We start from the raw sequence: 25,656 nt of genomic DNA, 5'->3' as shown, positions 1-25,656 counted from the left end.
CTCAACTGGTGTGACACGGGGAGGGTTTCATTTATGGTGCGTCCGTCTGGTTGGGACATTCTGGGGTTGGATGGGGATCCGACGCCTGGTGTGGTGGAGTCGGTTCAAGCTTTGGCGAAGCAGTTTGGGGACTTCGCCCATGATGTGGAAGCTGCTTACCGCAGCCTGAACTCGTTCGGTTCTGACACTGCTGCGATGCAGTGGATAGGTCAGACCGCTGATGCGTTCAAGAACCAGTACGGTCCGCTGCCGGGGCGGTTGCAGAAGCTGTACACGTCCTACAGCGAGGCTTCCGATGCGCTGTCGGCCTATGCGCCGCAGCTTCAGGCCGCGCAGACCAAAGCCGACACGGCCTTGCGCCAGGCCCAAGACGCGCACGCCGATCTGCAACGAGCCACCAGCACCGCCAACAACGCGGCATCCGATTTGAAGACAGCTCAGCAGAACCAGGCCGCCAATCCGAATCAGAAGACTGTCACCGATGCGCAAACCGCGCATGACACCGCACAGACCAACCTGAACAACGCCAAAGCCAAGATGGCCGCTCTGACCAAGCAGGCCAACGACGCCTACAACGACCGCATCAACGCGGCCAAAACCTGCGCGAGTGCCCTCGGTAAGGCCCAAGGCGATGGCATCCACAACAAGTCCTGGTGGGACCACGTCGCCGAGGACCTGTCCGAGTGGGGCGGCAAAATCGCCGAGATCGCCAACGACCTCGCACCGTTCCTGGACGTGCTGGCCCTGGCCACCTCCTGGATCCCCGGTGTCGACGTCATCACTGCCGCCCTTGCCGAAGCCGACAACATCATCGCCCTGGTCGGCACCGGCATGCAGATCGCCGGCGACGCCATGCAAGGCCACTGGGGCGACGCCCTCATGGGCGCCGGCATGCTCGGCCTGACGTTCCTCGGCGGCAAGGCCCTCGGCTCGCTCGGCGGCAAGGTGATGGGCAAGCTCGGCAGGGAGGCCGAGGAAGGCGCTGAGGACACGGTCGGAGCCGAAGCGCGCACCGCCGAGGGCAACGGCCCCTCGGTGTGCAAGGACGACCCCATCGATGTGGTCTCAGGGTGGATGCTCACCGACGAGACCGACCTGAAGCTGCCCGGCGTGCTGCCCGTGGTGCTGCGCCGTGCCTACTGTTCCGGCTACACCACCGGCCACCTGTTCGGCCCGGGATGGTCGAGCACGCTGGACCAGCGCATATCGATCAACGAGGCCGGGATCCACTTCGCCGGCGACGACGCCCAGCGCCTCGACTACCCGATACCGGCCGCCGGCGAGCAGGTCGTGGCGGAGCGCGGGGCCAGGTGGCCGCTGTCCTGGGACCGCGCGACCGACGAGATCCGCATCACCGATCCGTGGACCGGCCACACCAGGCACTTCGCAACCGTGCACCACCGCGGTGACCTCGGCGAGATCCGCGATCTGACGGCGATATCGGACCGCAACGGCAACCGCGTCGCCATCCATCGCGACGAATTCGGCGTGCCGGTCGCCGTGGAGCACCCGGGCTACAGCGTCGGCATCGACACGGCGGCGACGGCGGCGGGGCCGCGGGTCATCGGGATCCGCCTTCTCGACGGCACCGAGCACGGCATCGTCGTCAAGCAGTACCGCTACGACGACCGCGGACGCCTGACGGGTGTGATCGACTCGTCCGGAATCCCGTACGACTACGAATGGGACGATGCCAACCGCGTCATCGGGTGGGTCGACCGCGTCGGATACCGCTACGGATATCAGTACGACGAGATCGGGCGCGTCGTACGCACCAGCGGCGACGGCGGCTTCATGTCCGGCTCCTTCGCGTACGACGACGAACGCCGCACCACCGTCCACACCTCGGCCCTCGGCAACACCACGACTTTCCGCTACAGCGACTACGGCCACGTCGTCGCCGAAACGGACCCGCTCGGCAGCACCATCCTGACCGAGCGCGACCGGTTCGGCCGCTTGCTGGCGCACACCGACGCGTTGGGCAATCGCACGACCTACGAGCGTGACGAGCGCGGCGACGCCGTCCGCGTCACCGGCCCCGACGGCTCGGCCACCGAGTTCGCGTACAACGCCTTCCACCAGGCGACCACGGTCCGCGCCGCGGACGGTGCCGTCTGGCTGCGCGCCTACGACGAGCGGGGGAACCTCGTCGCCGTCACCGACCCGGCCGGTGCCGTCACGTCCTACGAGGTCGCCGGGAACGGTGCGCCGCGCGCGCTCGTCAACCCGCTCGGCGCCGTCACCGGCTTCGAGACCGACGCCGCCGGCCTGCCGCTGGCCGTCACCGATCCGCTGGGGGCCAAGACCCACGCGGTCCGCGACGCGTTCGGTCGTGCCGTGGCTGTGCGCGACCCGCTGGGGGCGCGCTTCGAGTACGGCTGGACCGTCGAGGGCCGTCGGACCTGGCAGCTCGCTCCGACCGGGGCCCGCGACTCCTGGACGTACGACGCGGAGGGCCGCCTGGTCGAGGCCACCGACCCGATCGGCGGGGTGACGCGGTTCGAGCCGGGCCCCTTCGGCCGGATCATGGCGCGGACCGGTGCTGACGGCGTCCGGTACGAGTTCGCCTACGACAGCGATCTGCGGCTCGTCTCCGTCACCAACCCGGCGGGCTCGACCTGGCGCTATGCCTACGATGCCGCCGGTCGGCTGATCGGGGAGACTGACTTCACCAGCCGCACCCTGACCTACGAGCACGACGCCGCCGGCCGGCTCGCTGCCCGCATCACGGGCCTCGGTCAGCGCATCGTCCTCGAATACGACAGCTGCGGCCGAGTCACCGGCCGCCGCACCCCGGACGGGGACTACTCCTTCGCCTACGACGTGGTCGGCCGGCTCACCGCGGCCCGCGGACCTGAATCAGCCCTCGAGTACGAGCGGGACGCGCTCGGGCGGGTGCTCGTCGAGTCGGTGAACGGCCGTGCCGTCCACTACGACTACGACCTCTCCGGTCGGCGGGTCGCGCGCGCGACCCCCGCGGGTGCGGAGTCTGTGTGGTCGTTCGACGCCGCCGGACGCCCCGCGGCGCTGATGGCCGGCGCCGGGCAGCTCGCCTTCTCCTTCGACGCCTCGGGCCGCGAGCGGGAGCGCTCCGTCGGTGCCGAGGCCTGGCTCACCCGCGAGTTCGACGGTGTCGGACGGCTGACGTCGCAGCGGTTGTGGAACGGCGACCGACCGGATGCCGGAGCGGCCCCGGACGACGACGTCACGGCGCTCGTGTTCAGCCGGGACTGGAGCTGGCGCGCCGACGGGGTGCCGTTGGAGGTCCGCGACAGCCACAGCGGCACCCGGCGCTTCACCTCGGACCCCGTCGGCCGGGTGACCGCGGTGTCGGCGGGGAACTGGCGCGAGAGCTATGCCTACGACGCGCTCGGCAACCTGGCGGCGGCCGACACCGGATCCGACGGCGCCGGGCCGGACGGGTTCGACATCGACAGAACTCTGATTCGTACTGCCGGCCGCACGAGCTACGAGCATGACGCCGCCGGCCGTTTGGTCCGCACCGTCCGCCGCACTCTCGACGGCCGCCGGCGGGTCTGGTCCTACACCTGGGACGCGCAGGACCGGCTGGTCGAGACCGCCACCCCGGACGGCGACACATGGCGCTACCGCTACGACCCGCTGGGCCGCCGTACCACGAAGACCCGGTTCAGCACCGCGGACGAGCCGGTCGAGCAGGTCCGGTTCGTCTGGGACGGGCTGCGGGTGGCCGAGCAGGAATCGATCCGCCACGACGGGAGCGTCACCGCCCTCACGTGGGACTACGACCCGGGGACGTTCCGGCCTGCGGCGCAGCGCAGCCGCTCGCGGGCCTCCTCGGACCAGGCCTGGTCCGACGAGGCGTTCCACGCCGTCGTCGCCGACCTGTCCGGTGCCCCGACCGAACTGGTCGGCCCAGACGGCCGCGTCGCCTGGCGGCTGACCACCAGCCTGTTCGGGCGGACGGTCGGCACCGCCGCCGACGCGGGCGTCGAGTGTCCGCTCCGCTTCCAGGGGCAGTACTTCGACGCCGAGACCGGCCTGCACTACAACCTGCACCGGTACTACGACCCCGACACGGCGTCCTACCTCACCCCCGACCCCCTCGGCCTCGCACCCGCCCCGAACGACCGCGCCTACGTCACGAACCCGCTGACCTACAGCGACCCGCTGGGACTGTGCGGCGAAGAAGCCGACGCGGTCGCCGACGAAGCCCCGAAGGTCGGCCCCTACACCGAAAAGGGTGAAGGGGTAAACCTCAAGCGCACCGCGAACGTCGGCGACGACACGTGGCAGTTCAACACCGGCCACGCCTGGCGCGGAGAACACGCCCACAGCGGCGACCTCAACACCACCGGCCTGAACCCCGACGAAGTCGAGCAGGGCATCGTCACCGACGCCTACGGCTACATGAAGGGCGGAGGCACGGTCCCGCGCGCCGGCGGAACGCCCCCCTTCATCGACCGACCCATCAACGTGGGCGGCCACGACATCACCTATAGGGTGAACCAGACCCCGGACGGCACATACCGGGTGACCACCTACTGGCTGCACAAATAACAGGACAGCACACACATGTCAGAGCTGAACCAGGTGGCCCAAGCCCTGGTCGACGAAGTCGAGTCGGGAACCGTCTCGGACCTGTCCCCGGCCTCCCGCCGCTTCATCGAGCGGGTGACGTTCGCCGACGCCGACGCCATCCTCGAAATGCTGCGCGACTCGATCGAGCGCGACCTGATGGCCCTACCGGTATGGGCCCGCAACCTTGCCTATCGGCTCGTCGTCCTCCAACGGCCGGAGGACGCGGCGCTGCTTAGAGAGGCTGCCGTCGATCTCATGTATTGGGGTCCTGATTGGGACGAGATCGCGGCTGGACTTCAGCGCCGCGCTGACGAAGTGAGCTGAGCGTTTGGGCCGTTGAGCAAGGCGGGGCAGGCACGGCGGCATCCGCCATACCTGCCCCGCCTTGTGACGCGGTTGTGCTTGGTCAGACGGTGCCGAGCGCGATCCGGGCGTTGGCAGCGGAACCGGTGTAGCCGGCGGGCGGGGTGAAGGTGGCGGTGTAGCCGAAGATGACGAGGTAGTCGATGGCCAGGATGTTGCCGGCGTAGCCCCGGTTGAAGGTGGCGGTGCAACTGGCGATGCCGTTGGCATTGGTCACGGCGGTGCACAGCGGCAGGTTGCCCGCCCGGCCGGTGAAGACGATGGTCTGTCCGGGGATCGGGGCTCCGGTGGCCTTGTCGGTCAGGGTGGCGGACAGGCCGGAGACCTGCACGCCGCCGACGCCGGCGCGGATGAGGCCGGCGGTCGCGGGGGCGGCGGTGAGGGCGGTGATGGAGGTGTTCACCGTCTGCCCTGTGGTGCCGTGGCTTGGGGCGTTGTTCATATCGCCGTTGTAGGTCGCGGTCACGGTGTCGTTGCCGACCGGCAGCGCGGTGGTGGTGCAGGTCGCGACGCCGCTGTTGTTGAGTGCCGCGTTGGCGCACAGGGTGGTGGTGCCGTTGGTGAAGGTGACCGTGCCGGTCGGGTTGTTCACCGTCGCGGTCACTGTCGCGGTCAGGGTCACCGGCTGGCCGAAGCCCGAGGGGTTCGGGGCCGACGTCACGCTCGTGCTGGTGGCCGGGAGCACGTAGGAGATGGTCACCTGGCCGTTGTTGTTCGCTGTCCCGATCGTCGAGAGCGCGAAGCTCGTGCTGGTCCCCGAAGCGGTGGCGAAGCTGCTGCCTCCACCGCCACCGCCCCCGCTCCCGTCACCGCCTGTGCTGTTGCCCCGACGTCCCGATGAACGCCACCAGATGCACCACCACGACAACGAGGTAGGACAGGCCGAACAGCAGGGCCCACGAGCCCGCCCCCACCGCCCTCGGCACCGTCAGCGACATCACGAAGAAACCCGCCGTACCGGCCAGCAGTAGCAGGCGCGGCCCGCTGGCATCGAGGTCGAGGGCGTTGGTCAGCCAGGCGTAGCCCGCGTACATCCACCAGATGACGACCAGCAGCACCGCCACCCGCGCGAGGCCCAGCGCCGTCGGCGAAGCGGAGAGCACGGTCGCGACCTGCGTGATCGTGAAAACGAATACGAGGTCGAGAACAGCTCCAGAGGCCGGACGGACTCCGCTGCCGGTACGTCGACCTTCTCCGTGCTCACGAGGGAGATTGTGTCAATGCCCGTGCTGCTTTGTGTGCAGCGATGACGCAGCACCTTGACTCGCGCCCGATTCTGCGCAGTAGTATACCGAGTATGCTACTGCCGCGAACACCTGAGACCGCGAAGCGCCGAACCCGATGAGCTTCCGCCACGCCCTGTTGGCCCTGCTCAGCGAGGGCCCGAAATACGGCCTGCAACTCCGCCAGGAGTTCGAGGCCCGCACCGGCGAGGTCTGGCCGTTGAACGTCGGCCAGGTCTACACCACGCTCCAGCGCCTGGAGCGAGACGGTCTCGTCGAACCCGTCGAGGACGGCGATGGCGACGCCGGCACGCAGAAGTCCTTCCGCATCACCGCCGAGGGCGCGGGTGAGCTCGCCGCCTGGCTGCGCACGCCTCCGGATCTGAGTCTGCCGCCACGCGACGAACTTGTCGTCAAAGTGTTGGTGTCACTGCGGCTGCCTGACGTCGACGTGCACGAGGTGATCCAGGTACACCGCCACTATCTCGTCGAGTTGATGCAGCAGTGGACCCACCTGAAAGAGGACGATGACGGCGCCGACCTGGGGTTCGCACTGGCCGTGGACGCCGAGCTGTTCCGTCTGGACTCGGTCGTGCGCTGGCTGGACTCCGCCGACGGCCGTATCAAGCGCGCCGCCGTCGAGCCCCTTCCGGAGGCGCCGGCCGGGATGCCGAAACTGAGACGCCGCGTGGGGGTGCGCTGATCGTGCTCGAGCTGAAGAACGTCTCCAAGTCCTACAACGACGGATCGACCGAGGTGCACGCCCTGCAGGGCGTCAACCTGAGCGTGGAGGCCGGCTCGCTGGTGGCCGTCATGGGCCCCAGCGGCTCGGGCAAGAGCACGCTGTTGACCGTGGCCGGCAGCCTGGAGGATCCGACCGAGGGCGACGTGCTCATCGACGGCCGGTCGCTGACCTCGCTCAGCCGCGACGCCAAAGCCGCGCTGCGCCGCCGTCGCATCGGCTACGTGTTCCAGGACTACAACCTGCTCGCAGGTCTCACGGCGGCCGAGAACGTCGCCATGCCGCTGGAGCTCGACGGCGTCCCGGCCCGCAAGGCGCGCGTGGCAGCCCTGACCGCCATGGAGTCGCTCGGGCTGACCGACCGCGCGAGCCACTTCCCCGACCAGCTGTCGGGCGGCGAGCGCCAGCGGGTGTCGATCGCCCGCGCGATCGTGGGCGAGCGCGGCCTGCTGCTTGCCGACGAGCCGTCCGGTGCGCTGGACTCGGCCAACGGCGAGGCGGTGATGCGGCTGCTGGTGGCCGCGTGCAAGCGGGGTGTGGCCGCGGTGTTCGTGACACACGACGCGCAGCTCGCGGCGTGGGCCGACCGTGTCGTGTTCATCCGCGACGGCCGGATCGTGGACCAGACGTCGCGCCAGCGTCCGGAGTCGCTGCTGGAGCCGGCTCCGGGGAGCGGGCGGTGAGCGCCGCGCCGGCCGCGGTGCTCGAACGGGAGCGCACCGATCGCCCGGCGCGCGGTGGCCGACCGGCCAAGCGGGCCGTCCGGCGCTGGGCCTGGCGGCTGTTCCGCCGCGAGTGGCGCCAGCAGATCCTGGTCCTGGCACTGATCACGACAGCGGTGGCGGTGACGACGCTGGGCGGCGCGATCCTGACCAACACACCGGTTCCGCCGACGTCCACCTTCGGTACCGCCTCCCATCAGGTCGTACTGGAAGGCGACGGCGGCAGCGCCGGCTTGGCCGCCGACATCGATGCCGTCCGCGAGCACTTCGGCGGTGTCGACGTCATCGAGAATCAGGACGTCGCCACGGGGGCCAAAGGCGGCGCGCAGCTGCGGGCGCAGGACCCGAACGGTCTGTACGGGCATCCGCTGCTCGCCCTGCGCTCCGGGCACTGGCCGACCGGCGCCGGCCAGACTGCGTTGACCGCGAATCTGGCATCCCAGCTGGGATTGCGCGTCGGCGACGTCTGGCAGGCCGCCGGACACGACTACGCCGTCGTCGGCACCGTGGAGAACCCCTGGAACCTCGGCGACGCCTTCGCGCTGGTCGCCCCAGGTACCCTGACCGGGCCGGTGCAGGCCACGGTGCTCTTCCACGCCACCGCCGACTCGCTCGCGGGCTTCGTCTTCCCACAGCACGTCCAGCCGATCACACCGCAGACGCCGTCCGGCATCCCGCCGGCCTTCCTGGTCCTGATCTTCACCTGCCTCGGGCTGGTTTTCGTGGGCCTGGTGTCAGTGGCCGGATTCACGGTCCTCGCCCAGCGTCGCCAGCGCGCCCTGGGGATGCTCGCTTCGCTCGGCGCCACCGACCGCGACGTGCGCCGGGTCATGGTCGCCAACGGCACGGTGGTCGGCGTGGCAGGGGCCATAGCAGGGGCCGTACTGGGCCTGGCGGTCTGGATCGCCTATGCGCCGGGCTTCTCGGCCAGCGTCAACCACCACGTGTCCTGGAACCAGGTGCCGTGGTGGCTGATCGGTACCGCCATGGTCCTGGCGGTCGTCACCGCGACGCTGGCCGCCCGGCGGCCGGCGAGGGACGCCGCGCAGATGTCGGTGGTCGCCTCGCTCGCCCAGCGGCCGATGCCGCCCAAGCCGGTCGTGCGTACCGTCTGGAAGCCGGTGATCCTGCTGACGGCCGCTCCGGTGTTGCTGCTCGTCAGCGGCGGGATCGCCGCCGGCGGCGGCGGCCGGGCGCAGGTCGTGGTGCTGGCCGCGCTGCTGTGCGAGGTGTTCGGGCTGATCTCGGTGGCGCCGGTCGCCGCCGGGGCGCTGGGCACGATCGCCGGCCGGATGCCGTTCGCGGCGCGGGTCGCGTTCCGGGACGTGGCCCGCTACCGCTCGCGGTCGGGACCGGCGCTGGCGGCCAGCACGGTGGCGGTCTACATGGCGATGGCGGTCATCCTGATCACCGCCGGCCGTTTCTCGGACAGCGTCGACTACGTCGGGCCGAACCTGCCGTACAACGCGCTGATCGTCGCCGGCGGGTCGTCGGACGTGGCACAGGGCCTCGGTCCTTCGGCGCCACAGCCCACCACCACAAGCACTACCAGCACTACCAGCACCAGCACGACCGCGGCGCAGGATCAGGCCGCTGCCACGGCGATCGGCACGGCCCTCGGCTCCTCGGACGTCCTGCCGCTGGACATCGCCGAGGCCGGCGTCGGCACCTGCTCCGCCGCACACGGCGGGGGTAACTGCCGCAGCAACGGCGTCGTCTACGTGGCCACGCCGGAACTGCTGCGGCACTACGGGATCGACCCGGCCGCCATCAGCCCGGACACGATGATCATCACCGCCAGGCAGCGGCTGAACCAGGTGGCGAACCTGGACATCATCCCGCACCGTCAGGGTCCTTCGCCCGACGCTACGCGGCCCGGACCCTTCACGCACCCGAAGATCCAGTACTTCGCGCAGTTGCCCACCGGCACCTCCGAGCCCAACCTGGTGCTGACCCAGCACGCAGTGGACGTCCTGCACCTCGGGACGGCGGCTGACAGCTGGCTGATTCACACAACGAAGCCGCTGAGCGACACTCAAGCCGCAGCCGCACGCCGGCTGGCCGCAGAGCATGCCCTGACGATCGAGACGCGCAACAACATCCCGACCCTGAACCAAGTCCTCGCGTTCGCCTCGGCGATCGGCATCCTGCTCGCCCTGGGCATCCTGGCGACCACCGTCGGCCTGGTGCGCAGCGAGACCGCCGGCGACCTGCGGACCCTGACGGCCACCGGCGCGCGGCGCCGCACGCGCCGGGCGATCACGGCGGCGACGGCCGGGGCGCTGGGGCTGTTGTCCTCGGTGCTGGGGACGGTGGTCGCCTATGTGGGGATCGTCTGCTACTTCCAGGACGCACTCAGCGCCCAGATGCACAACGTACCGGTGACCGACGTGCTGCTGATCGTGGTCGGCATTCCCGCGGCGGCGGCGGTCGGCGGGTGGGTCTTCGCCGGGCGTGAGCCGCGGTCGATCGGGCGGCAGGCACTGGAGTAGGGCGGGGCGACGGACGCGGATCGTTCGCACTGGCGTAGCGGAACAAGAAACAGCCCCTGCTCTGCGTTTCCGTAGTTCAGGGGCTGTTTATGAAGCGTGCGAAGGCCAGCCGCCGCAACCTAGTCCGCAATGGGCGCCGTACGGTTGTCGAAGGACCGCCAGCCGCTCTCACCTGTTGCATTCTCGAAGGCGGTGACGGCGCCCGGCGGTACTGCGGTGGTGCCACCGAAGACCAGTACCTCGCTCACCCCGCCGCGGGGGTCTTGCAGATACTCCCCCTCGCGAGCTGGGAAGGTGCTTCCGTTGGTGAGCAGCATCAGGCCATTGTGCATTCCGGCGACTGAGCCGCCGGCGAGTGCATCGGCCCAGTTGTTGCCGGTCGCCAGTGCGACGGTCTGATGCGTGAGAGTGCCGAAGTTCATGAACAACGCGGCTGCGGTCTCGTAGCGATCGCCTCCGGTTGCCGAGTGCATCCGGCCGGAAAGGATCCATGCGTTGATCTGATCTATCGAGTAGAGGGTCCGGATCGAGTCGAAGCCGGGCGATCCGACCGCCACCAGCGTTGTCTGAGAGTCGGCCATGGCCGACGAGATGTAGGCGCGCGCTGCGGTGGTCATGCCGTGCGCGGGCAACGTCAGCACGACGGCGTCAGCGCGGCTCGAAGCGACCGCGCCCGCTGCCAAAGCGTCTGGGAAGTTGTCGCCGGTGGCGACGAAGACCATCTTGGGATGCGGCGTGATCTCTCCTGCGATGGCGATGCTGGTCGCATAGCGATCGTCGCCCTTCAGCCGGTGCGGGACGAAGCCCGCCCTCGCCAGCTCATCGTCGATTGTCGGGGACAGCGCCGCGCTCCCGCCGAGGACGTAGACGGTCGCGCCGCGCGGCAGCACCCGGTGAAGTTCGCCTTCGACGGCCGGATCCAGCGAGTCGTGCGGAGTGAGCAGCAGCGGGCAGCCTTTCGCCCCGGCCAGGGCACTCCCCGACAAGGCATCGGCGTAGCTGTCGGATCGAGTGAGAACGGCGCAGGACGCGGTACGCGCCGTGGCCGCAGTCGTTCCGGCGTTGGCGAACTCGAAGCGCGAGGCGTTGACGGCGGTGCCTATCCGGTCCTGGCCGCCTATCCGATCGACGGTCGGTACGGTGCGCGGTGGCAGAGGGACGGTACGGGGACGCCAGGTCAGCGGCGCAGAGGGGTGGAAACCGGTGAGCGCGCGGCTTTGGCCGGTGGCGAAGCTGTAGAGCAGGAGGCTGTTGTCCGGATTTGATGACCCGTTGTCCACCTGATCCAGGTAGGCGATGGCGGAGCCGTCCGGGGCCCACACGGGGGTGCGGAAATCGTGCGACCCGCCGGGGAGATTGGGGTCGCCGGCTGTCGAGACGATCTGGTTGACGGTCGCGGAGGTGACGCTTCCGACGAAGATTCCCGCTGAGTAGTAGCCGCCGTTGTTCAGGAGCTCTTGACCGACGAACACCAGTGACTTGCCGTCTGGCGAGTAGTCGGCTTCGGCGGGTATCAGGTTCGGATAGTTCAGTTGCGTGAGGCTGCCGTCGCTGTGGTGCCAGATCCGCACGCCCAGATTGCCGTTCGCCGAGATGGCGAGGTCGCCGTTCACCGATGACGACAACGTGGCGGTATAGCCGGGGCAGCCTCCAGCAGGCTTGTCCGTCGCGAACGTCGCTATCTGTTCCTGCTGGCCGCCATCTGGCCGGATCCGGTCGATGACGACGCCACAGGCGCCGGTTTCCAGGCCCCTGGTGTCCTGGACATAGATCCACTGACCGTCCGCCGACCAGGCCGGACGGCCCTCGAAACCGTAGCGTCCAACGTCTGCCACCGGATGTGACTGTGTCCCGTCAGACCGCGCGACCCACAGCTGGCCGGAGCCTATGAAAGCTATCCGAGTGCTGTCGGGCGAGTAGGCGAGGCCGCCTTCGCCGAGTGATGCATCGGGCTGCCAGGTGGTGACAGGGGATCCGTCGGCAGCCCCCGATTGATAACCTTCGCCGCCATGGCCGTCGCGAGTCAGCGCGGTGATGACCCCTGAGGAATCACCGGGAAGGGTAGCGTGCGCGGGCCCGGCGATGGCGGTGGCGCCGAGGACGGTGCCGGTTGCGGTTAGGCAGCTCACGATAAGACGCGGGCGGGAAAAGCGTGACAAGACGGCAGCTACTCTCATGGAGGGTCTGACGAGGCTGGGGCTGACACGCACACCCCTGTAGGAGCGACATTCTCGGCATGCTGATCTGGTGCTGTCAACAAGGATCAGGCGACGTCATCGGTGGCCTCACGCGCCGCAAAAGCGTGTGAGGCGCATAGAAAATCGCAGGTCAGCGACGCGTCCAGGCGAAACCAGGCGAGATCATTCGGGTCTGCGGTGCGTGCTTGTCGCCAGCGGCCTAAGCCGGTACCGCCAGGTGCGGATACTCCGCCGACCGATGCTGGAACGCCAGGATCGCGGGGTTCTGGATCGTGCCTTCCCGGATCTCAATCGCCCGCCGGATGGTCTCGTTGGCCTCCCATGCGGCCGGACCAGCGAGGACCGCGGGCAGGAACGGGATCAGGGCTTCGCTGTTCTCCCACGTGGCGGAGTTCCACAGGTAAGACGGGCTGTGGTCGACACCGTAGTAATGCACACCATCGCCGACGGTGAACATCGGCTCGGTGAACGTCGTCGGGCGCGCCCAGCTGAAGCCCATGCCGGCGTCGCAGGACACGTCGATCACCAGAGTGCCGGGGGACAGGGACGCGAGGTCTTCCTCTATGAGGAAGGTCAGCGGTGCGCTGGTGTCCTGCAGGACACAGTTGACGATGATGTCGTGGTCCGCGAGGAATTCCGCGAGCGGCTGGCGGCCCTCGTCGGTGATGGCATGACTGCGGCGCGGGTCGCCGGTGTCGTCGGCCTCGTCGTGGTCGAACTGGACGATGCGCGCGGAGTGGATGGGCGAGGCGACCGCGGTGACGCCGCGACCAGTGAGAACGTCGACGTCGTGGACGCCGAGGGCGTTGAGCGCTGTCACCACCCCGCGCGCCGTCGCGCCGAAGCCGATCACGACCGCACGCTGCCTTCGACCGTAGTCCCCGGTCGAGCCTCGCAGCTGCATCGCGTGCAGGACCGAGGAGTACCCGGCCATCTCGTTGTTCTTGTGGAACACGTGCAGGTTGAACGAGCCGTCACCGGTCCAGTGGTTCATCGCCTCGAATGCGATCAGGGTCAGACGCCGGTCGACGGCCGTCTGGGTCATCTTCGTGTCCTGGACGCAGTGCGGCCAGCCCCACAGGATCTGGCGCTCGCGGAGCTCGGACACGTCTTCCAGCATCGGCTTGGCCAGCACGATGACGTCGCACGCGGCGATCAGCTCAGCACGCGGCCGGATCCCCGCGACGAGCGGCGCCAGCTGGCTGTCGGGGACTCCGAAGTGCTCGCCGTAGCCCTGCTCCAGGTGGATGCGCCCGCGCACGTCGGCGTCGATGCGCTCGAAGTGCGTGGGGTGGATGGGAAGTCGGTGCTCGTTCTCCTTGCGGGAGTGGGCGATGATGCCGAGACTGAGGTTGGTGTCCATATGCCTTACTTTCTGCCGTGCTGCAGAGTGGAAATGAGCGCGAGCGTCGATTCCGCCCCCTGGTTCTCGTTGCGTCCGCCGCGCTCCAAGCCGTCGCAGCAGCCGCCGGTGCGCTCATCGGCGAGTGGGGAACCTGAGTCGTTCGCTCCCAGGAACCGGCCCACCGCCGATGCGACGCCCACCTCCCACCGAGCATCCCCGGTCGCCAGAGTCATGGCCGGTCAGGTGGCGGAGCAGGGCCGCGCTGAAGGTGGCGAGGCCGCACTGAGTGGGCGGGCAGGTGCTGTGAAAGCCATAGCTGATGGCGGAGCCCTCACTTCGTCGAACGGCTGACGGGCGAGCAGTGCTGTCGGCCCTCGCTAAGGGGCAGAAGCAATCGAGGCGATCGCGCTACAAAGGGCGACCACGACCCAGACCGGGTACCAAGACGCGGAGCATGTGGCTGCGCTGTGCCGGTGGGCTGCACCGTCACTAGAAGGCGGTGTCAAGCTTGACAGTACCAGGAGGTGAGCTCGGATCGGGCAACCGTCCGTGAGCAGATGCTGCCTGACGGCTGTGCGACTCTGGCGGAGCGCTGCGACGTACGCGTGAACGTCGGAATGCTAACCCTTCGGCAGAGCCGCTGCTGAGTGGCGCGCACTGGACGCCCTACACACCTCTCGCGGTGGCGTATGCCGCCACCGAGCCCCGTCGGGCCAGGCAGCTGGCCGAGGAGGCACTGCACATCACCCAAGCCCGAGGCTACTTCTCGGTCGATACAGCGGTCGCGGTGGCGGGCGCCTTCCCGGAGCTGGCCGACCGCGTCATTGCCACGGTGGTGTATGAGGACGGCCGGGACGAGGTGGTGGCGCGAGTGTCCGCCGAGCACCCGGAAGTGGCCGCGCGTATCAGGGCCGCGGCATCAGCCACGGCGGCCTCGGTGGTGGCCGTCGCCGCAACCGACCCGCGCCGGGCCGCCGCCCTGGCCGGCGGGATCGCCGACGCCGGTGTGCGGCTCGCCACCCTTGTACGGCTCGCCGAGGCGGTGGCCGACCGCGACCCGAACCTGACCAGCCGGCTGTGCGACGCCGCCGAGGACACCATGCTGAAGGACCCGGACCTCTACGCGGTCAGCGACCTCCTGGCGACAGCCGCTCGCGCCGCCACGGACCCGCACCGGACGCAGACCCTGCCGGACGAACTGCTCCACATCGCCGCCGCGGTATCGCCCGGCCCGGCCCGCACCGCGGCGCTCGGTACGGCGGCGTCACTCATCGCCGGGCTCGATCCCGAGCGAGCCGAGTCGGTGGCTCGCAGCCTCGACGACGACGAATGGCGGATGTGGCCGCTCGGGCTCGTGGCGTGCTGCCTGATCCGTGGGACCGATCCGCAAGCCTGGCGACCAGGCAGCAGCGTCGTCACCTTCGCCAGGAACAAGCTCTTCTGGGATAGAGACATAGGCACGCCACTTGGATGAGCCGCGGTTCCCATTCGACCTCGATGCCGTCCCTTCAGCCGGTCCACCGAGGTTGCCTGTCAGCGCTTTTGGGTAAACTCTCCAGCTAGGTCGTTACGCCTTATATCAATGTCTTGGTATAGGCGTCTCCTTGGCTGGCGAGACACGGGGGAGGGGTTCGCCAATGGCGCGTCCGTCTGGTTGGGACATTCTGGGGTCGGATGGGGATCCGACGCCTGGTGTGGTGGAGTCGGTTCAGGCTTTGGCGAAGCAGTTCGGGGACTTCGCCCACGATGTGGAGGCTGCTTACCGCAGCCTGAACTCGTTCGGTTCTGACACTGCTGCGATGCAGTGGATAGGTCAGACCGCTGATGCGTTCAAGAACCAGTACGGCCCGCTGCCGGGTCGGTTGCAGAAGCTGTACACGTCCTACAGCGAGGCCTCTGATGCCTTGTCGGCATACTGGCCGGCGCTGCAGGCGGCACAGACCAAAGCGGACACGGCACTGCGCCAAGCCCAAGACGCGCACGCCGATCTGCAACACGCCACGACCACCGCCAACAACGCGGCATCGGATCTGAAGACGGCGCAGCAGAACCAGGCGGCGAACCCCAATCAGAAGGCTGTCACTGACGCGCAAACCGCGCATGACACCGCGCAGACCAGCCTGAACAATGCCAAAGCCAAGATGGCGGCGTTGACTAAGCAGGCCAACGACGCCTACAACGACCGCATTGCCGCCGCCAAGGCCTGCCAAAGCGCCCTGGGTAAGGCCCAAGGCGATGGCATCCACAACAAGTCCTGGTGGGACCACGTCGCCGAGGACCTGTCCGAGTGGGGCGGCAAGATCGCCGAGATCGCCAATGACCTCGCCCCCTTCCTGGATGTCCTGGCCCTGGCCACCTCCTGGATCCCCGGTGTGGACGTGGTCACCGCCGCCCTTGCCGAAGCCGACAACATCATCGCCCTGGTCGGCACCGGCATGCAGATCGCTGGCGACGCCATGCAAGGCCACTGGGGCGACGCCCTCATGGGCGCCGGCATGCTCGGCCTCACCTTCCTCGGCGGCAAGGCGATCGAAAAGGTCGGCGGCAAGCTGATGGACAAGTACGGCGGCAAGCTGCTGGAGAAGTTCGGGCAGAAGGCCGAGGGCAACATCGGCTGCTTCTCTAAGGGCGACCCGGTCGACGTCGTCTCCGGCCAGATGATCATGAGCGAGCTCGATCTCGGACTGCCCGGCGTCCTGAGCCTGGAGCTCAACCGGTCCTACGCCTCGGACTACGAGTACGGCCGCCTGTTCGGCCCCGGCTGGTCCTCGACCCTCGACCAGCGCGTCGCGGTCAATGCCGCCGGCCTGCACTTCGTCGGCGACGACTGCCAGACGCTGCACTACCCGCTGCCGGACGGCGACCGCCCGGTGCCCCCGGCCGAGGGCCTGCGCTGGCCGCTGGTGTGGGACCGCGCCACCGACGAGATCCGCATCACCGATCCCGCTTCCGGCCGGACCCGCCATTTCGCCGCCGTGCACCACCGAGCGGAGGATGACGCGCAGATCAGGGATCTGACAGCGATCTCGGACCGCAACGGCAACCGGATCGACGTCCACCGGACCGAGGACGGCACGCCGACCGGGATCACGCTGCCCGGCTACCGGCTCGCCATCGACAGCGTCGCGAGCGCCGACGGACCGCGGCTGGCGGCGATCCGGCTCCTGACCGATCAGACTTCGAGCACACTGCGGACGTTCGCCTTCGACGACCGGGGCCGCCTGGCCGCCGTCACCGACGCGAGCGGCGTGCCGTATGTCTACGACTACGACGACCAGGACCGGCTCGCCTCCTGGACCGACCGCGTCGGCTACCGCTACGCCTACGAATACGGTGCGGACAGCCGTGTCGTGCGCGGTGTCGGCCTCGACGGCATCCTCTCGGCCGCTTTCGACTACGACCTCGAAGCCCGCGTGACCCGCGTGACCGACAGCCTCGGCCGGGTCACCGAGTTCCACTACGACGAGCGCGGCCACCTCACCGGCGTCGTCGATCCCCTCGGCGCCGTCGTGACCATGGCCTACGACCAGTTCGGCAGGCTGCTGTCCCGGCGTGACGAGATCGGCCGCACCACCGGCTACATCCTCGACGACCGCGGCGACCTGGTGAGCATCATCGGCCCCGACGGGACGGTCGCCGACCTCGGCTACAACGAGCTGCGGCAGCTGACCTCCGTCCGCGAAGGCGACACGGTCCGCGCGCTCTACACCTATGACGACCGCGGCAACCTGCTGGCCTCGGCCGACGCCGCCGGCGCCGTGACCCGCTACGAATACGATGAGCGCGGCCACTGCGTCAGCGCCAGGGACGCGGCCGGCGGCGAGTACCGCTTCGCCAACGACGACGCCGGCCTGATCCTGGAGACGGTGGATCCGCTGGGCCGCGTCGCGCGGTTCGAGCGGGACGAGTTCGGCGCCGTGACGGCCACGATCGGCCCGCTGGGCCGCCGGACCGAAACGCGCCGGGGCCTCGACGGGCGTCTGGAGGAGCGGCTGCTGCCGGACGGCGGCACGGAAGCCTGGGAGTACGACGCCGAAGGCCGGCTCACCGCCGAACGCGACGCCGCCGGGGCGGTCAGCCGTTTCGAGTTCGGGCCGTTCGGACTGCTGCGCGCCCGCACCATGCCCGACGGCGAGCGCCACACCTTCGGCTACGACACGGAATTGCGCCTGACGTCGGTCTGCGGACCGGACGGCCGCGTGTGGTCCTACGAATACGATCCGGCCGGGCGGCTGGTCGCCGAGACCAGTTTCGACGGCCGCCGCCTGGACTACCGGCACGACGCCGCGGGGCAGCTCGTCGCGAAGATCGCCGCCGGTGCCGAGACCCGCTTCGCCTACACCCCGAACGGCGCGCTCGCGGCTTGGGAGACCGCGGACGGCCGGACGACGATCGAGCACAGCTCGGCCGCGGACCTGCCGCTCCGCATCGCCGGGCCCGACGCGGTCGTGGAGTATGTCCGCGACGAGATGGGCCGGGTGCTGGCCGAGACGGTCGACGGCCGGACCGTACGGCACGAGTACGACGCGCTGGGCCGCCGGATCCGGCGGATCACACCCAGCGGGGTGGTCTCGACCTGGGCCTATGACGGCGCGGGTCGGCCGGTCGCGCTGGAGTCGGACGCCGGGGCGGTCCGCTTCGCCTACGACGCGGCCGGACGCGAGGTGCACCGGTCGCTGGGCGCGCTCGTCCTCGCCCAGAGCTGGGACGTCGCCGACCGGTTGACCGGTCAGCTGCTGGCGCCGGCCGGGACCGACGGGCAACCCGACCCGCAGCGGAGTGCGCAGCGGCGGACCTACGGCTACCGCGGTGACAGCACTCTGGAATCAGTCGCCGATCTGTTGCACGGCGACCGCCGGTTCGAGCTGAGCCCCGGCGGAAGGGTGACGGGGGTCGAAGCTCGGAACTGGACGCAGACCTACGCCTACGACGGACTCGGCAACATCACCCGCTCCACTGACAGCGCCGTGGCCGACGATCCGGTCGGGGGCGACCGGGCCTATAGCGGGGTTCTGCTCCGGTCGGCGGGCCGCCGCAGTTATGAGTACGACGAGCGGGGTCGCGTCGTCCTCGTCCGCACCAGGACCTTGTCGGGGCAGCGCCGGGAACGCCGGTATGAGTGGGACGCCGAGGACCGGCTCGCCCGGGTGATCCTGCCCGACGGCGCGGTGTGGGCGTACCGCTACGACCCGCTGGGGCGGCGCATCGCCAAGCAGCGGCTGGGTGCCGACGGTGCGACGGTCGTGGAGGAAGTCCGGTTCGTCTGGGACGACGCGCAGCTCGCCGAGCAGACCTCCACTGGAGGCGACGGGCGGCGGAGAACGGTCACCTGGGACTGGGAACCGGGGACGTGGCAGCTCGTGGCCCAGACCGAGACGGCCGATCGGGGGCCGGCGGATCACGAGTCGGCGGATCACGGGTCGGCGGGCGCATCGGATCCCGAGGATCTGGACCGGCGCTTCTTCGCGATCGTCGCGGACCTCGTGGGCACGCCGTCGGAACTGGTCGGCGCCGACGGCCGGGTGCTGCCCGCGTCCCGCACGGACCTGTGGGGGCGCCGGACCCGCACGGACGCGCCGGAACGCTGCCCGCTCGGCTTCCCGGGGCAGTACCACGACGACGAGACCGGACTCGACTACAACTACGCGCGGTACTACGACCCGGAGACCGGCCGGTATCTGTCCAGCGACCCGCTGGGCCTGGATCCCGCGCCGAACCCGTACGGGTACGCGCCGAACCCGACAGCCTGGATCGACCCGCTCGGCCTGGCGACCACCCCGGGCAGCCAGGCGGGCCAGGACGGCGGCAACTGGCACGACATGCGCCCGTCCAACCCGCCCGGCGTGACGCCGCGCAGCGCGGGCTCCTTCGAGATCAACCACGTCCCGGCCAAGAACGCCTGGCTGCAGCTGAACCTCACGCACAGCCTGGACTGGGAGTACGGTCCCGCGATCCGCATGAGCTACGCGGACCACCGGGCCTTCGTCAGCACCGGCAGCAAGGCCCAGAGCAAGGCCTACCGGGCGCTGCAGGGCAGGATGATCGCCCGAGGCGAGTTCGACAAGGCGATGCAGATGGACATCTTCCTGATCCGCAGGCAGTTCGGCACGAAGTACGACGGGGCGATCAAGGAGATGGTCGACGACCTGCCGAACAACACCCACCTGCAGGACTTCCTGTCGAAGAACGGATGGACGATCAGGACGTGCCTCCTAAAATGACGCCCATGGAGATCGAACTGGACCCCCCGAACGGCATCACCGGATTCCCCTTCGGCATGCCCCGGGACGAGGTCAGGCGCGCAGCCGAGGCGATCGGCGAGGTCCAGACCCTCAACGACGGCCCCCCGCAACCGTGGTCCGTGACGCAGATCGACGTCGTCCACCCCCGCTTCGCGATCACCTTCAACATCGAGGACACCAAGACCCTGACCTCGGTGGAAGTCTGGCGCCCCCAACCAGGTCCGAAGGAGATCACGGTCACCTGGCGCGGCATCGACATCTTCGACACCCCCGCGGACGAAGTCCTCGACGCCGTCGCGGCCGCGGGATACGACATCGGGGACCGCGACGGCTTCAACCCGGAGGTGCCGCACCTCACGCTGGGATTCGCCCGTGAGCCGTCCGACGACAATCCCATCAACGACAGGCATATGCCGACGTACTTCACGAGCGTCCTCGCTGCACCGAAGGCTTACTACGACTAGGCCGGGCGGGGGCTCCGGGCGGAGTCCGCAAGGAAGCGAAACAGCCCCCGCTCTGCGTTCTCACAGCTCAGGGGCTGTTCTCAAAGCGGTGACGGTGGGATTTGAACCCACGGAGGCTTGCACCTCACACGCTTTCGCGTCTTGTCAACGGCCGCCGCGAGAGCTGCGGAAGATTGCTGACGCCGCGTGAATCTCATCGCGCGAGGAACGAGTCGCTCTCTGCGACCCTCCGCATCTGTCGCAAATGCAACTGAGACTGCAACTGGACGGCTGTGCGGGACGATCGCGCAGTCCGGTTCGAGGCGGGCCACTGAACCGTTCGGCCCCGGCCTCACAGGCACCAGGTGACCTGACAGCTGACGCCACGGGGCAGGGCTGCGGTCAGCCCTTCCCTGCTCAGGGTCTGGCCGTAGCCTGGTACTCGTCAGGTCTGATCCGCAAGGCTCGGGCGAAGGAACCAGGCAGGTCCCGCGCCCGCCTCACTCAGAGTCGGCCGCCGCACCACTCGCCGCCTAAGACCTCGCGTAGTCCTGTGCGAGTGCGAGCCAGTCACGGCCGACGGCGCGGGACTGCTCGCGAAGCGTCGCCTTCAGCTCCTCGGCGCTCCCGTCCTCGATCAGGTTCCGCATGTCGGCTGCTTGGCGGTCGGCCTCATCGGCCTCCAGCGAGGTTCCCGTCGCCTTTTCGAGGCCCGAGGCGATCTTCAACGTGGTGGACGACACCGAGCGGGCTGCCGATGGCTCCCCCTTCTCCGTGACGGCGAGGGCGGACCACAGGACTCTGGCGGCGAGCTCGGCGAAACCCGCGGCCTTGCCGCCGGACTCGTAATGGTGCGACAGCTCGTACAGCCGTTGCAGGTCGTCCTGCGTGATCGCGGGGCTCTCGGTTGGATCCGTCCAGAGCTGTTCCACCGCCCGTAGATAGACGTCCGCTTCGGCCTCGCGCCCTTCCGAAGCGGCATTCCACAGCAGGATTCCCGCCGCGCGTTCCGCGCAGGCGGCGGCGAAGCAGGCCGCCTGTTCCCCGGTCGCCCGAGCTACGAAGTCCTCCAGGACAGGAGTGAGCCTGTCCTGGAGCGACTCCCGCTCGGCCAGACGTCGTGCCTGCTCGGCGAGGATGTCGTCGATCCCGGCCATCTGCTGCCCCTCACTTGATGTTCATCGATCCAGACCAGAAGAATCCTCTCACCTGATGGCCGTGGGTCTTGGGGATGATCTGGCCGTAAATGGTTCCCTTGGTGCCCTGGATGAGGGGTCCGCAGAAGTCCCTGCACACCGGACGCGAAGCGCCGCCGGCCACCGGCACGCCCCCGAGCTTGTTGATGAACAGCAAGGCGTTGTGCTCGGCATGGGTGAAGCCCGGGACGTTGAACGGCACCGCGATGTCGCCGTTCTTCACGGCCGCGGACTGGAGGGCGACGGCCATCTCCTCGGTCTCCTTTCCGCTGTGCGCGACGACGTCCTTCACTACCCAGTTGCCGTTGCCGTCGGGGAACCGGGCCCTGACGACCGCGGTGGTCCCGTTCTGGTGGAACCAGTCGTCGACGCCCTTGTGCAGGTCGTGGTAGGCCGTCGCCTTGTCCATGGTCTCGTCGGACCACTTCATCAACGCCTTATCGCACATGAGGCCGAACGGGTCGGTGTCGACCAGCGGGTTCGGGACGTAGGCGTGATCGTTCGGACCCGCGACCAGACCCAGCGGGTCCGGGGACAAGTAGGCGGCGGTGTCCGGGTCGTAGTACCGGTGCAGGTTGTAGTGCAGCTCGGTCTCGGCGTCGAAGTACTGTCCCGCGAACCGCAGCGGACAGTCGGCGCCGGCGTCTGCGGACCCGGCGACCATGCGGCCCCACAGGTCCGTCGTGGTGCGCCAGGCGATGGCACCGCTGTCATCGAGGAGTTCGGTGGGCGTTCCGGCCAGGTCGGTGACGATGGCGTGGAACGTCTCGTCCACCAGATCCAGGTCGGCCGCGGTCGAGGTACGGCTGCGCTGGGCCGCCGGCGCGCCGGTTCCGGGATCGTAGTCCCAGGTGAGGACCGCCACCGAGGCATCGGCGGTGTGGGCGTGCTGTTCCACGAGCACCGGCCCGTCCCAGACGAAGACGGTCTGCTCGACGACCGCCCCCTCCGGGGACACGCGTGCCTTGGAGACACGGCGGCCGAGAGGGTCGTAGGCGTAGTGCCAGCGCGTCCCGTCCGGTGCGACCGTCTCTACCAACCGGTCTTCGCTGTTCCACTGGAACACGCGGACGATCCGGCGGCCATCGAGGGTCCGGCGGATCGTGCGGGTCACCCGTCCGGCGGCGTCGTATTCACAACTGGTGCGCCGGCCGCCTCGTGATCGGGCCTGAGCGGGACCACCGTCCCCGACCGCCTGCAGGGTCGGCGCGGCGTCGCCAGGTGTCGCCACCCCAGGTGTCGTCACCTGGCCGAACGCGTCGTAGGCGTACTCCTCGCGCCAGTCCTGCGCTGTCACGGCAGTGACCCGGCCGATCGGGTCCGTCTCATAGCGGCGGACGCCTCGCAGGCTGTCGTGGATCTCCGTCGGGATCCCGTCGGCCCGGCGGCGCCATTCGCGCCCGACGACCTGCCGACGCTCCGTGGGCCCGTCGCCGGCCCACACCCGCTGGGCTTCGACCCGGCCCGCCGGGTCGAAGGCGAAGTCGATTCGAGCCCCGGGCAGGATCCGCTGAACCTCGCGACCGGCGGCGTCCAGCCTGAAGGTCAGCAGGTGCGAGCCGGCGCGCAGAGTCTCGGCCTGGCCGGCCGCGTCGTACGACCACTCCGACACGGCGCCGCCGGGGGTGATCCGGCGGACACGACGCCCTGCTACGTCGTACTCGTACGCCGTCCGGCGGCCGTCGGTGCTCTCGGCGGCGAGCCGGCCCGCGTCGTTCCACGTGTATTCGACCCGGCTGCCGGGACCGCTGAGGCTGGTGATCCGGTGCTCGGTGTCGTATCCGTAGGTGTAGTCGCCGTCGGGGGTCCGACGGCGCGCCAGCCGTCCGGCGGCGTCGTACTCGAATCCGATCCGCTCGCCGGAGCCGGTGATCCGCGCCACCATCCTTCCGGCGGCGTCGTATTCGTAGCCGAGGCGGCGGCCGGCGAAGTCCTGCTCGGTCACCAGGCGTCCGGCGGCGTCGTACCCGTAGTGCCAGATCGCACCAGCCGGGCCCGTGACCGACAGGAGGTTCAGCTCGGTGTCGTGGGTGAACTCGTGGCGCACACCGTCCGGCCCGGTCCGTGCCGCGATCCTGCCGAACGGCCCGGGCTCGGTCACCGTCACCGCGCCGACCGCGTCGACGCTGCGTATCTCGTTGCCCTCGGCGTCGTAGGACCAGCTCGACCGGGCGCCGTCCGGCTCGGTGCGCTCGGCGAGGAAGCCCTCGACGGTCCACTGGTAGCGGGTCGTCGCGCCGGTCGCGTCCGTGACCGCCGTGACCCGGCCGAACGCGTCGCGTACGGCGTGGATCGCGCCGCCGAGCGGGTCGGTCACGGAAATCGGCAGGCCGGCCGCATCGCACCGGTAGCCGACGGCCGAGCCGGCGGGGTCGACGCCGCGGGTGATCGCGCCGCGGTCGGATCGCTCGGCCCGGGTGGTCGCGCCGCCCGGCTCCACCACCTCTGTCAGGTTCCCGCGCTCGTCGTACCGACGCCGCCAGATCGGGCCGTCGGCGGTCTGCACCAGAACCGGCTGATGGAATCCGTTGTACTCGAACCGCGTCACCGCGCCGTCCGGGTCGGTGACCCGCACCACGTCGCCGCCTTCGTCGAACTCGAAGCTGGTGCGGTTGCCCAGAGCGTCGATTCTGGAGGCGAGGCGGCCGTAGCGGTCGTAGTCGCTCATGACCGTGCCGCCCAGCGGATCGGTGACCGCCACGAGGTGGCCGTGATCGTCGTAGCGATACGTTGTCGGATGACCGAGAGAGTCGGTCACGACGGTGGTGTTCTCCTCCTCGGCGTAGGTGAAGGATGCAGTCAGGAAGCCCTCGGCACCGGTGGCGCGGAGGACTCGCCCCTGCCTGTCGTATTCATAGGTGTACCGGAAGCCGAGGCGGTCTGTGAACGCAACGATCCGGTCTTCGTCGTCGAAGTCGTAGGAGTAGGGCAGGCCGGAGGAGTTGACGACGGCGACCAGGCGGCCGCGGTCGTCGTAGCGGTACTCGACGATCTGGACGTACCCGTCAGCGGCCGCTTCGTCGCGCAGCTTGAACCCGGTGACCCGGACGCCGGCGGGAGTCGCCGCGGTGTCGACGGCGATCCGGTATCCGCCGCTGTGCTCGATGCGCAGCGGGGTGCCCACATCGTCACGGACGAAGGTGATCCGATTGCCATTCCGGTCCGAGATCGCGGTCAGGTCGCGAATCTGCCCGTCATCGGATTGATGGTGAACGGTGTCGAAATGCCAACTGAGTCCGCTCCACGGATTGTCCACGCGGATCTCGTCGCGCGCACGGTCCCAGACCAAAGGCCAGCGCGCCCCCTCCGTCGGCAGCACACTTCCATCGCCGGCGGGGACCGGGTAGGTGAGGATCTGGGCGTAGTCGCCGGCGAAGTGGATCCCGGCTCCGTTGACGGCGATCCGCTGGTCGAGCGTGGACGACCAGCCGGCGCCGAGGAGGCGGCCCGCGAAGTTGCCTGACGAGTACGCCCGTCTCAGGGCCATCGGGAGTGTACCGGGGAGCTCGAGATCGACCTCGTTGGCGATCACGTTCCCTGAGACGACATCCACCGGGTCGCCGCCTTCGCAGGCCAGTTTGTTGCCGCGAGCGCCGATCTTCTCGATCAGCTTCCCGCCGAACTTCTCGAACATCTTGCCGCCGAGGTACTGGGCACCGAGCATGCCGACGCCCATGAGGGCGTCGCCCCAGTGGCCTTGCATGGCGTCGCCGGCGATCTGCATGCCGGTGCCGACCAGGGCGATGATGTTGTCGGCTTCGGCCAGGGCGGCGGTGACCACGTCCACGCCGGGGATCCAGGAGGTGGCCAGGGCCAGGACATCCAGGAACGGTGCGAGGTCGTTGGCGATCTCGGCGATCTTGCCGCCCCACTCGGACAGGTCCTCGGCGACGTGGTCCCACCAGGACTTGTTGTGGATGCCGTCGCCTTGGGCCTTACCGAGGGCGCTTTGGCAGGCCTTGGCGGCGGCAATGCGGTCGTTGTAGGCGTCGTTGGCCTGCTTGGTCAACGCCGCCATCTTGGCTTTGGCGTTGTTCAGAGGGCGGGATGTACCGTGATGCCCGGTTCATCGCTGGCGTTGGGTGAGGCGGGCTGGTCAGGGGGTTAGTTGTTGGGGCTTGGGCGCGGCA

The 25,656-nt window shown here is 69.2% G+C and carries 13 protein-coding genes and 1 pseudogene; 8 read left to right on the top strand and 6 right to left on the bottom strand.

The features are described 5' to 3' along the window. The first annotated feature begins 33 nt into the window (after positions 1-33). Both ABH926_RS50790 and ABH926_RS50785 read left to right on the top strand, forming a co-directional pair. Positions 34-4,539: an RHS repeat-associated core domain-containing protein gene (locus ABH926_RS50790; RefSeq protein ID WP_370374628.1), complete on the top strand. Its 4,506-nt coding sequence runs from the start codon at positions 34-36 to the stop codon at positions 4,537-4,539. 15 nt (positions 4,540-4,554) lie between these two features. After that, positions 4,555-4,884 (top strand): hypothetical protein, encoded by a 330-nt coding sequence (locus ABH926_RS50785; protein WP_370374627.1) that lies wholly within the window; start codon positions 4,555-4,557, stop codon positions 4,882-4,884. A gap of 82 nt (positions 4,885-4,966) precedes the next feature. Here ABH926_RS50785 and ABH926_RS50780 read toward each other — a convergent pair whose 3' ends face one another. Beyond that, complete coding sequence (locus ABH926_RS50780) at positions 4,967-5,623, bottom strand: Ig-like domain repeat protein (RefSeq protein WP_370374626.1); 657 nt, start codon at positions 5,621-5,623, stop codon at positions 4,967-4,969. A 106-nt stretch (positions 5,624-5,729) separates the two neighbouring features. After that, positions 5,730-6,053, bottom strand: a pseudogene (locus ABH926_RS50775) (low temperature requirement protein A); the annotation flags it as partial. Positions 6,054-6,264: 211 nt separating this feature from the next. Between ABH926_RS50775 and ABH926_RS50770 the strand changes: the two are divergent. Genes ABH926_RS50770 through ABH926_RS50760 form a run of 3 tightly spaced genes read left to right on the top strand, consistent with a single transcriptional unit; the run spans position 6,265 to position 10,102 of the window. Further along, positions 6,265-6,849, top strand: a complete 585-nt coding sequence (locus tag ABH926_RS50770) for a PadR family transcriptional regulator (RefSeq protein ID WP_370374625.1) — start codon at positions 6,265-6,267, stop codon at positions 6,847-6,849. A gap of 2 nt (positions 6,850-6,851) precedes the next feature. Then, positions 6,852-7,571, top strand: a complete 720-nt coding sequence (locus ABH926_RS50765) for an ABC transporter ATP-binding protein (RefSeq protein ID WP_370374624.1) — start codon at positions 6,852-6,854, stop codon at positions 7,569-7,571. Continuing rightward, positions 7,568-10,102, top strand: a complete 2,535-nt coding sequence (locus ABH926_RS50760) for an FtsX-like permease family protein (RefSeq protein ID WP_370374623.1) — start codon at positions 7,568-7,570, stop codon at positions 10,100-10,102. The genes ABH926_RS50765 and ABH926_RS50760 overlap by 4 nt, the downstream gene beginning before the upstream one ends. Before the next feature lie 119 nt (positions 10,103-10,221). On the opposite strand, the gene ABH926_RS50755 is transcribed toward ABH926_RS50760, so the two are convergent. After that, positions 10,222-11,937 carry a cell wall-binding repeat-containing protein gene (locus ABH926_RS50755; protein ID WP_370374622.1) on the bottom strand — a complete coding sequence of 572 codons (1,716 nt, stop codon included), beginning with the start codon at positions 11,935-11,937 and terminating at the stop codon, positions 10,222-10,224. A 562-nt stretch (positions 11,938-12,499) separates the two neighbouring features. Continuing rightward, positions 12,500-13,663: a N(5)-(carboxyethyl)ornithine synthase gene (locus ABH926_RS50750; RefSeq protein ID WP_370374621.1), complete on the bottom strand. Its 1,164-nt coding sequence runs from the start codon at positions 13,661-13,663 to the stop codon at positions 12,500-12,502. Positions 13,664-14,327: 664 nt separating this feature from the next. Here ABH926_RS50750 and ABH926_RS50745 point away from each other — a divergent pair. The 3 genes from ABH926_RS50745 (at position 14,328) to ABH926_RS50735 (ending at position 20,351) form a co-directional block, all read left to right on the top strand. After that, on the top strand, positions 14,328-15,119 hold the full coding sequence (locus ABH926_RS50745; protein ID WP_370374620.1) for a hypothetical protein: 792 nt from the start codon (positions 14,328-14,330) through the stop codon (positions 15,117-15,119). 163 nt (positions 15,120-15,282) lie between these two features. Then, positions 15,283-19,866, top strand: coding sequence for an RHS repeat-associated core domain-containing protein (locus ABH926_RS50740; RefSeq protein ID WP_370374619.1), 4,584 nt, complete (start codon positions 15,283-15,285; stop codon positions 19,864-19,866). Positions 19,867-19,871: 5 nt separating this feature from the next. Then, on the top strand, positions 19,872-20,351 hold the full coding sequence (locus tag ABH926_RS50735; RefSeq protein WP_370374618.1) for a hypothetical protein: 480 nt from the start codon (positions 19,872-19,874) through the stop codon (positions 20,349-20,351). A gap of 512 nt (positions 20,352-20,863) precedes the next feature. Here ABH926_RS50735 and ABH926_RS50730 read toward each other — a convergent pair. Continuing rightward, positions 20,864-21,487, bottom strand: a complete 624-nt coding sequence (locus ABH926_RS50730) for a hypothetical protein (protein ID WP_370374617.1) — start codon at positions 21,485-21,487, stop codon at positions 20,864-20,866. 10 nt (positions 21,488-21,497) lie between these two features. Beyond that, a complete protein-coding gene (locus ABH926_RS50725) occupies positions 21,498-25,535 on the bottom strand; it encodes an RHS repeat-associated core domain-containing protein (protein WP_370374616.1) in 4,038 nt (1,345 codons plus the stop codon). Between the last annotated feature and the right edge of the window lie 121 nt (positions 25,536-25,656).

It is taken from the genome of Catenulispora sp. GP43, from assembly GCF_041260665.1.
Taxonomy (GTDB): Bacteria; Actinomycetota; Actinomycetes; order Streptomycetales; family Catenulisporaceae; genus Catenulispora.
This window is presented reverse-complemented; position numbering and strand designations above follow the sequence as displayed.

Excerpts from the sequence above, each read along its gene's own strand:
- ABH926_RS50790 (WP_370374628.1), top strand. The coding sequence starts at position 34 with ATGGTGCGTCCGTCTGGTTGGGACATTCTGGGGTTGGATGGGGATCCG.
- ABH926_RS50785 (WP_370374627.1), top strand. The coding sequence starts at position 4,555 with ATGTCAGAGCTGAACCAGGTGGCCCAAGCCCTGGTCGACGAAGTCGAG.
- ABH926_RS50770 (WP_370374625.1), top strand. The coding sequence starts at position 6,265 with ATGAGCTTCCGCCACGCCCTGTTGGCCCTGCTCAGCGAGGGCCCGAAA.
- ABH926_RS50750 (WP_370374621.1), bottom strand. The coding sequence starts at position 13,663 with ATGGACACCAACCTCAGTCTCGGCATCATCGCCCACTCCCGCAAGGAG.
- ABH926_RS50740 (WP_370374619.1), top strand. The coding sequence starts at position 15,283 with ATGGCGCGTCCGTCTGGTTGGGACATTCTGGGGTCGGATGGGGATCCG.
- ABH926_RS50735 (WP_370374618.1), top strand. The coding sequence starts at position 19,872 with ATGGAGATCGAACTGGACCCCCCGAACGGCATCACCGGATTCCCCTTC.
- ABH926_RS50730 (WP_370374617.1), bottom strand. The coding sequence starts at position 21,487 with ATGGCCGGGATCGACGACATCCTCGCCGAGCAGGCACGACGTCTGGCC.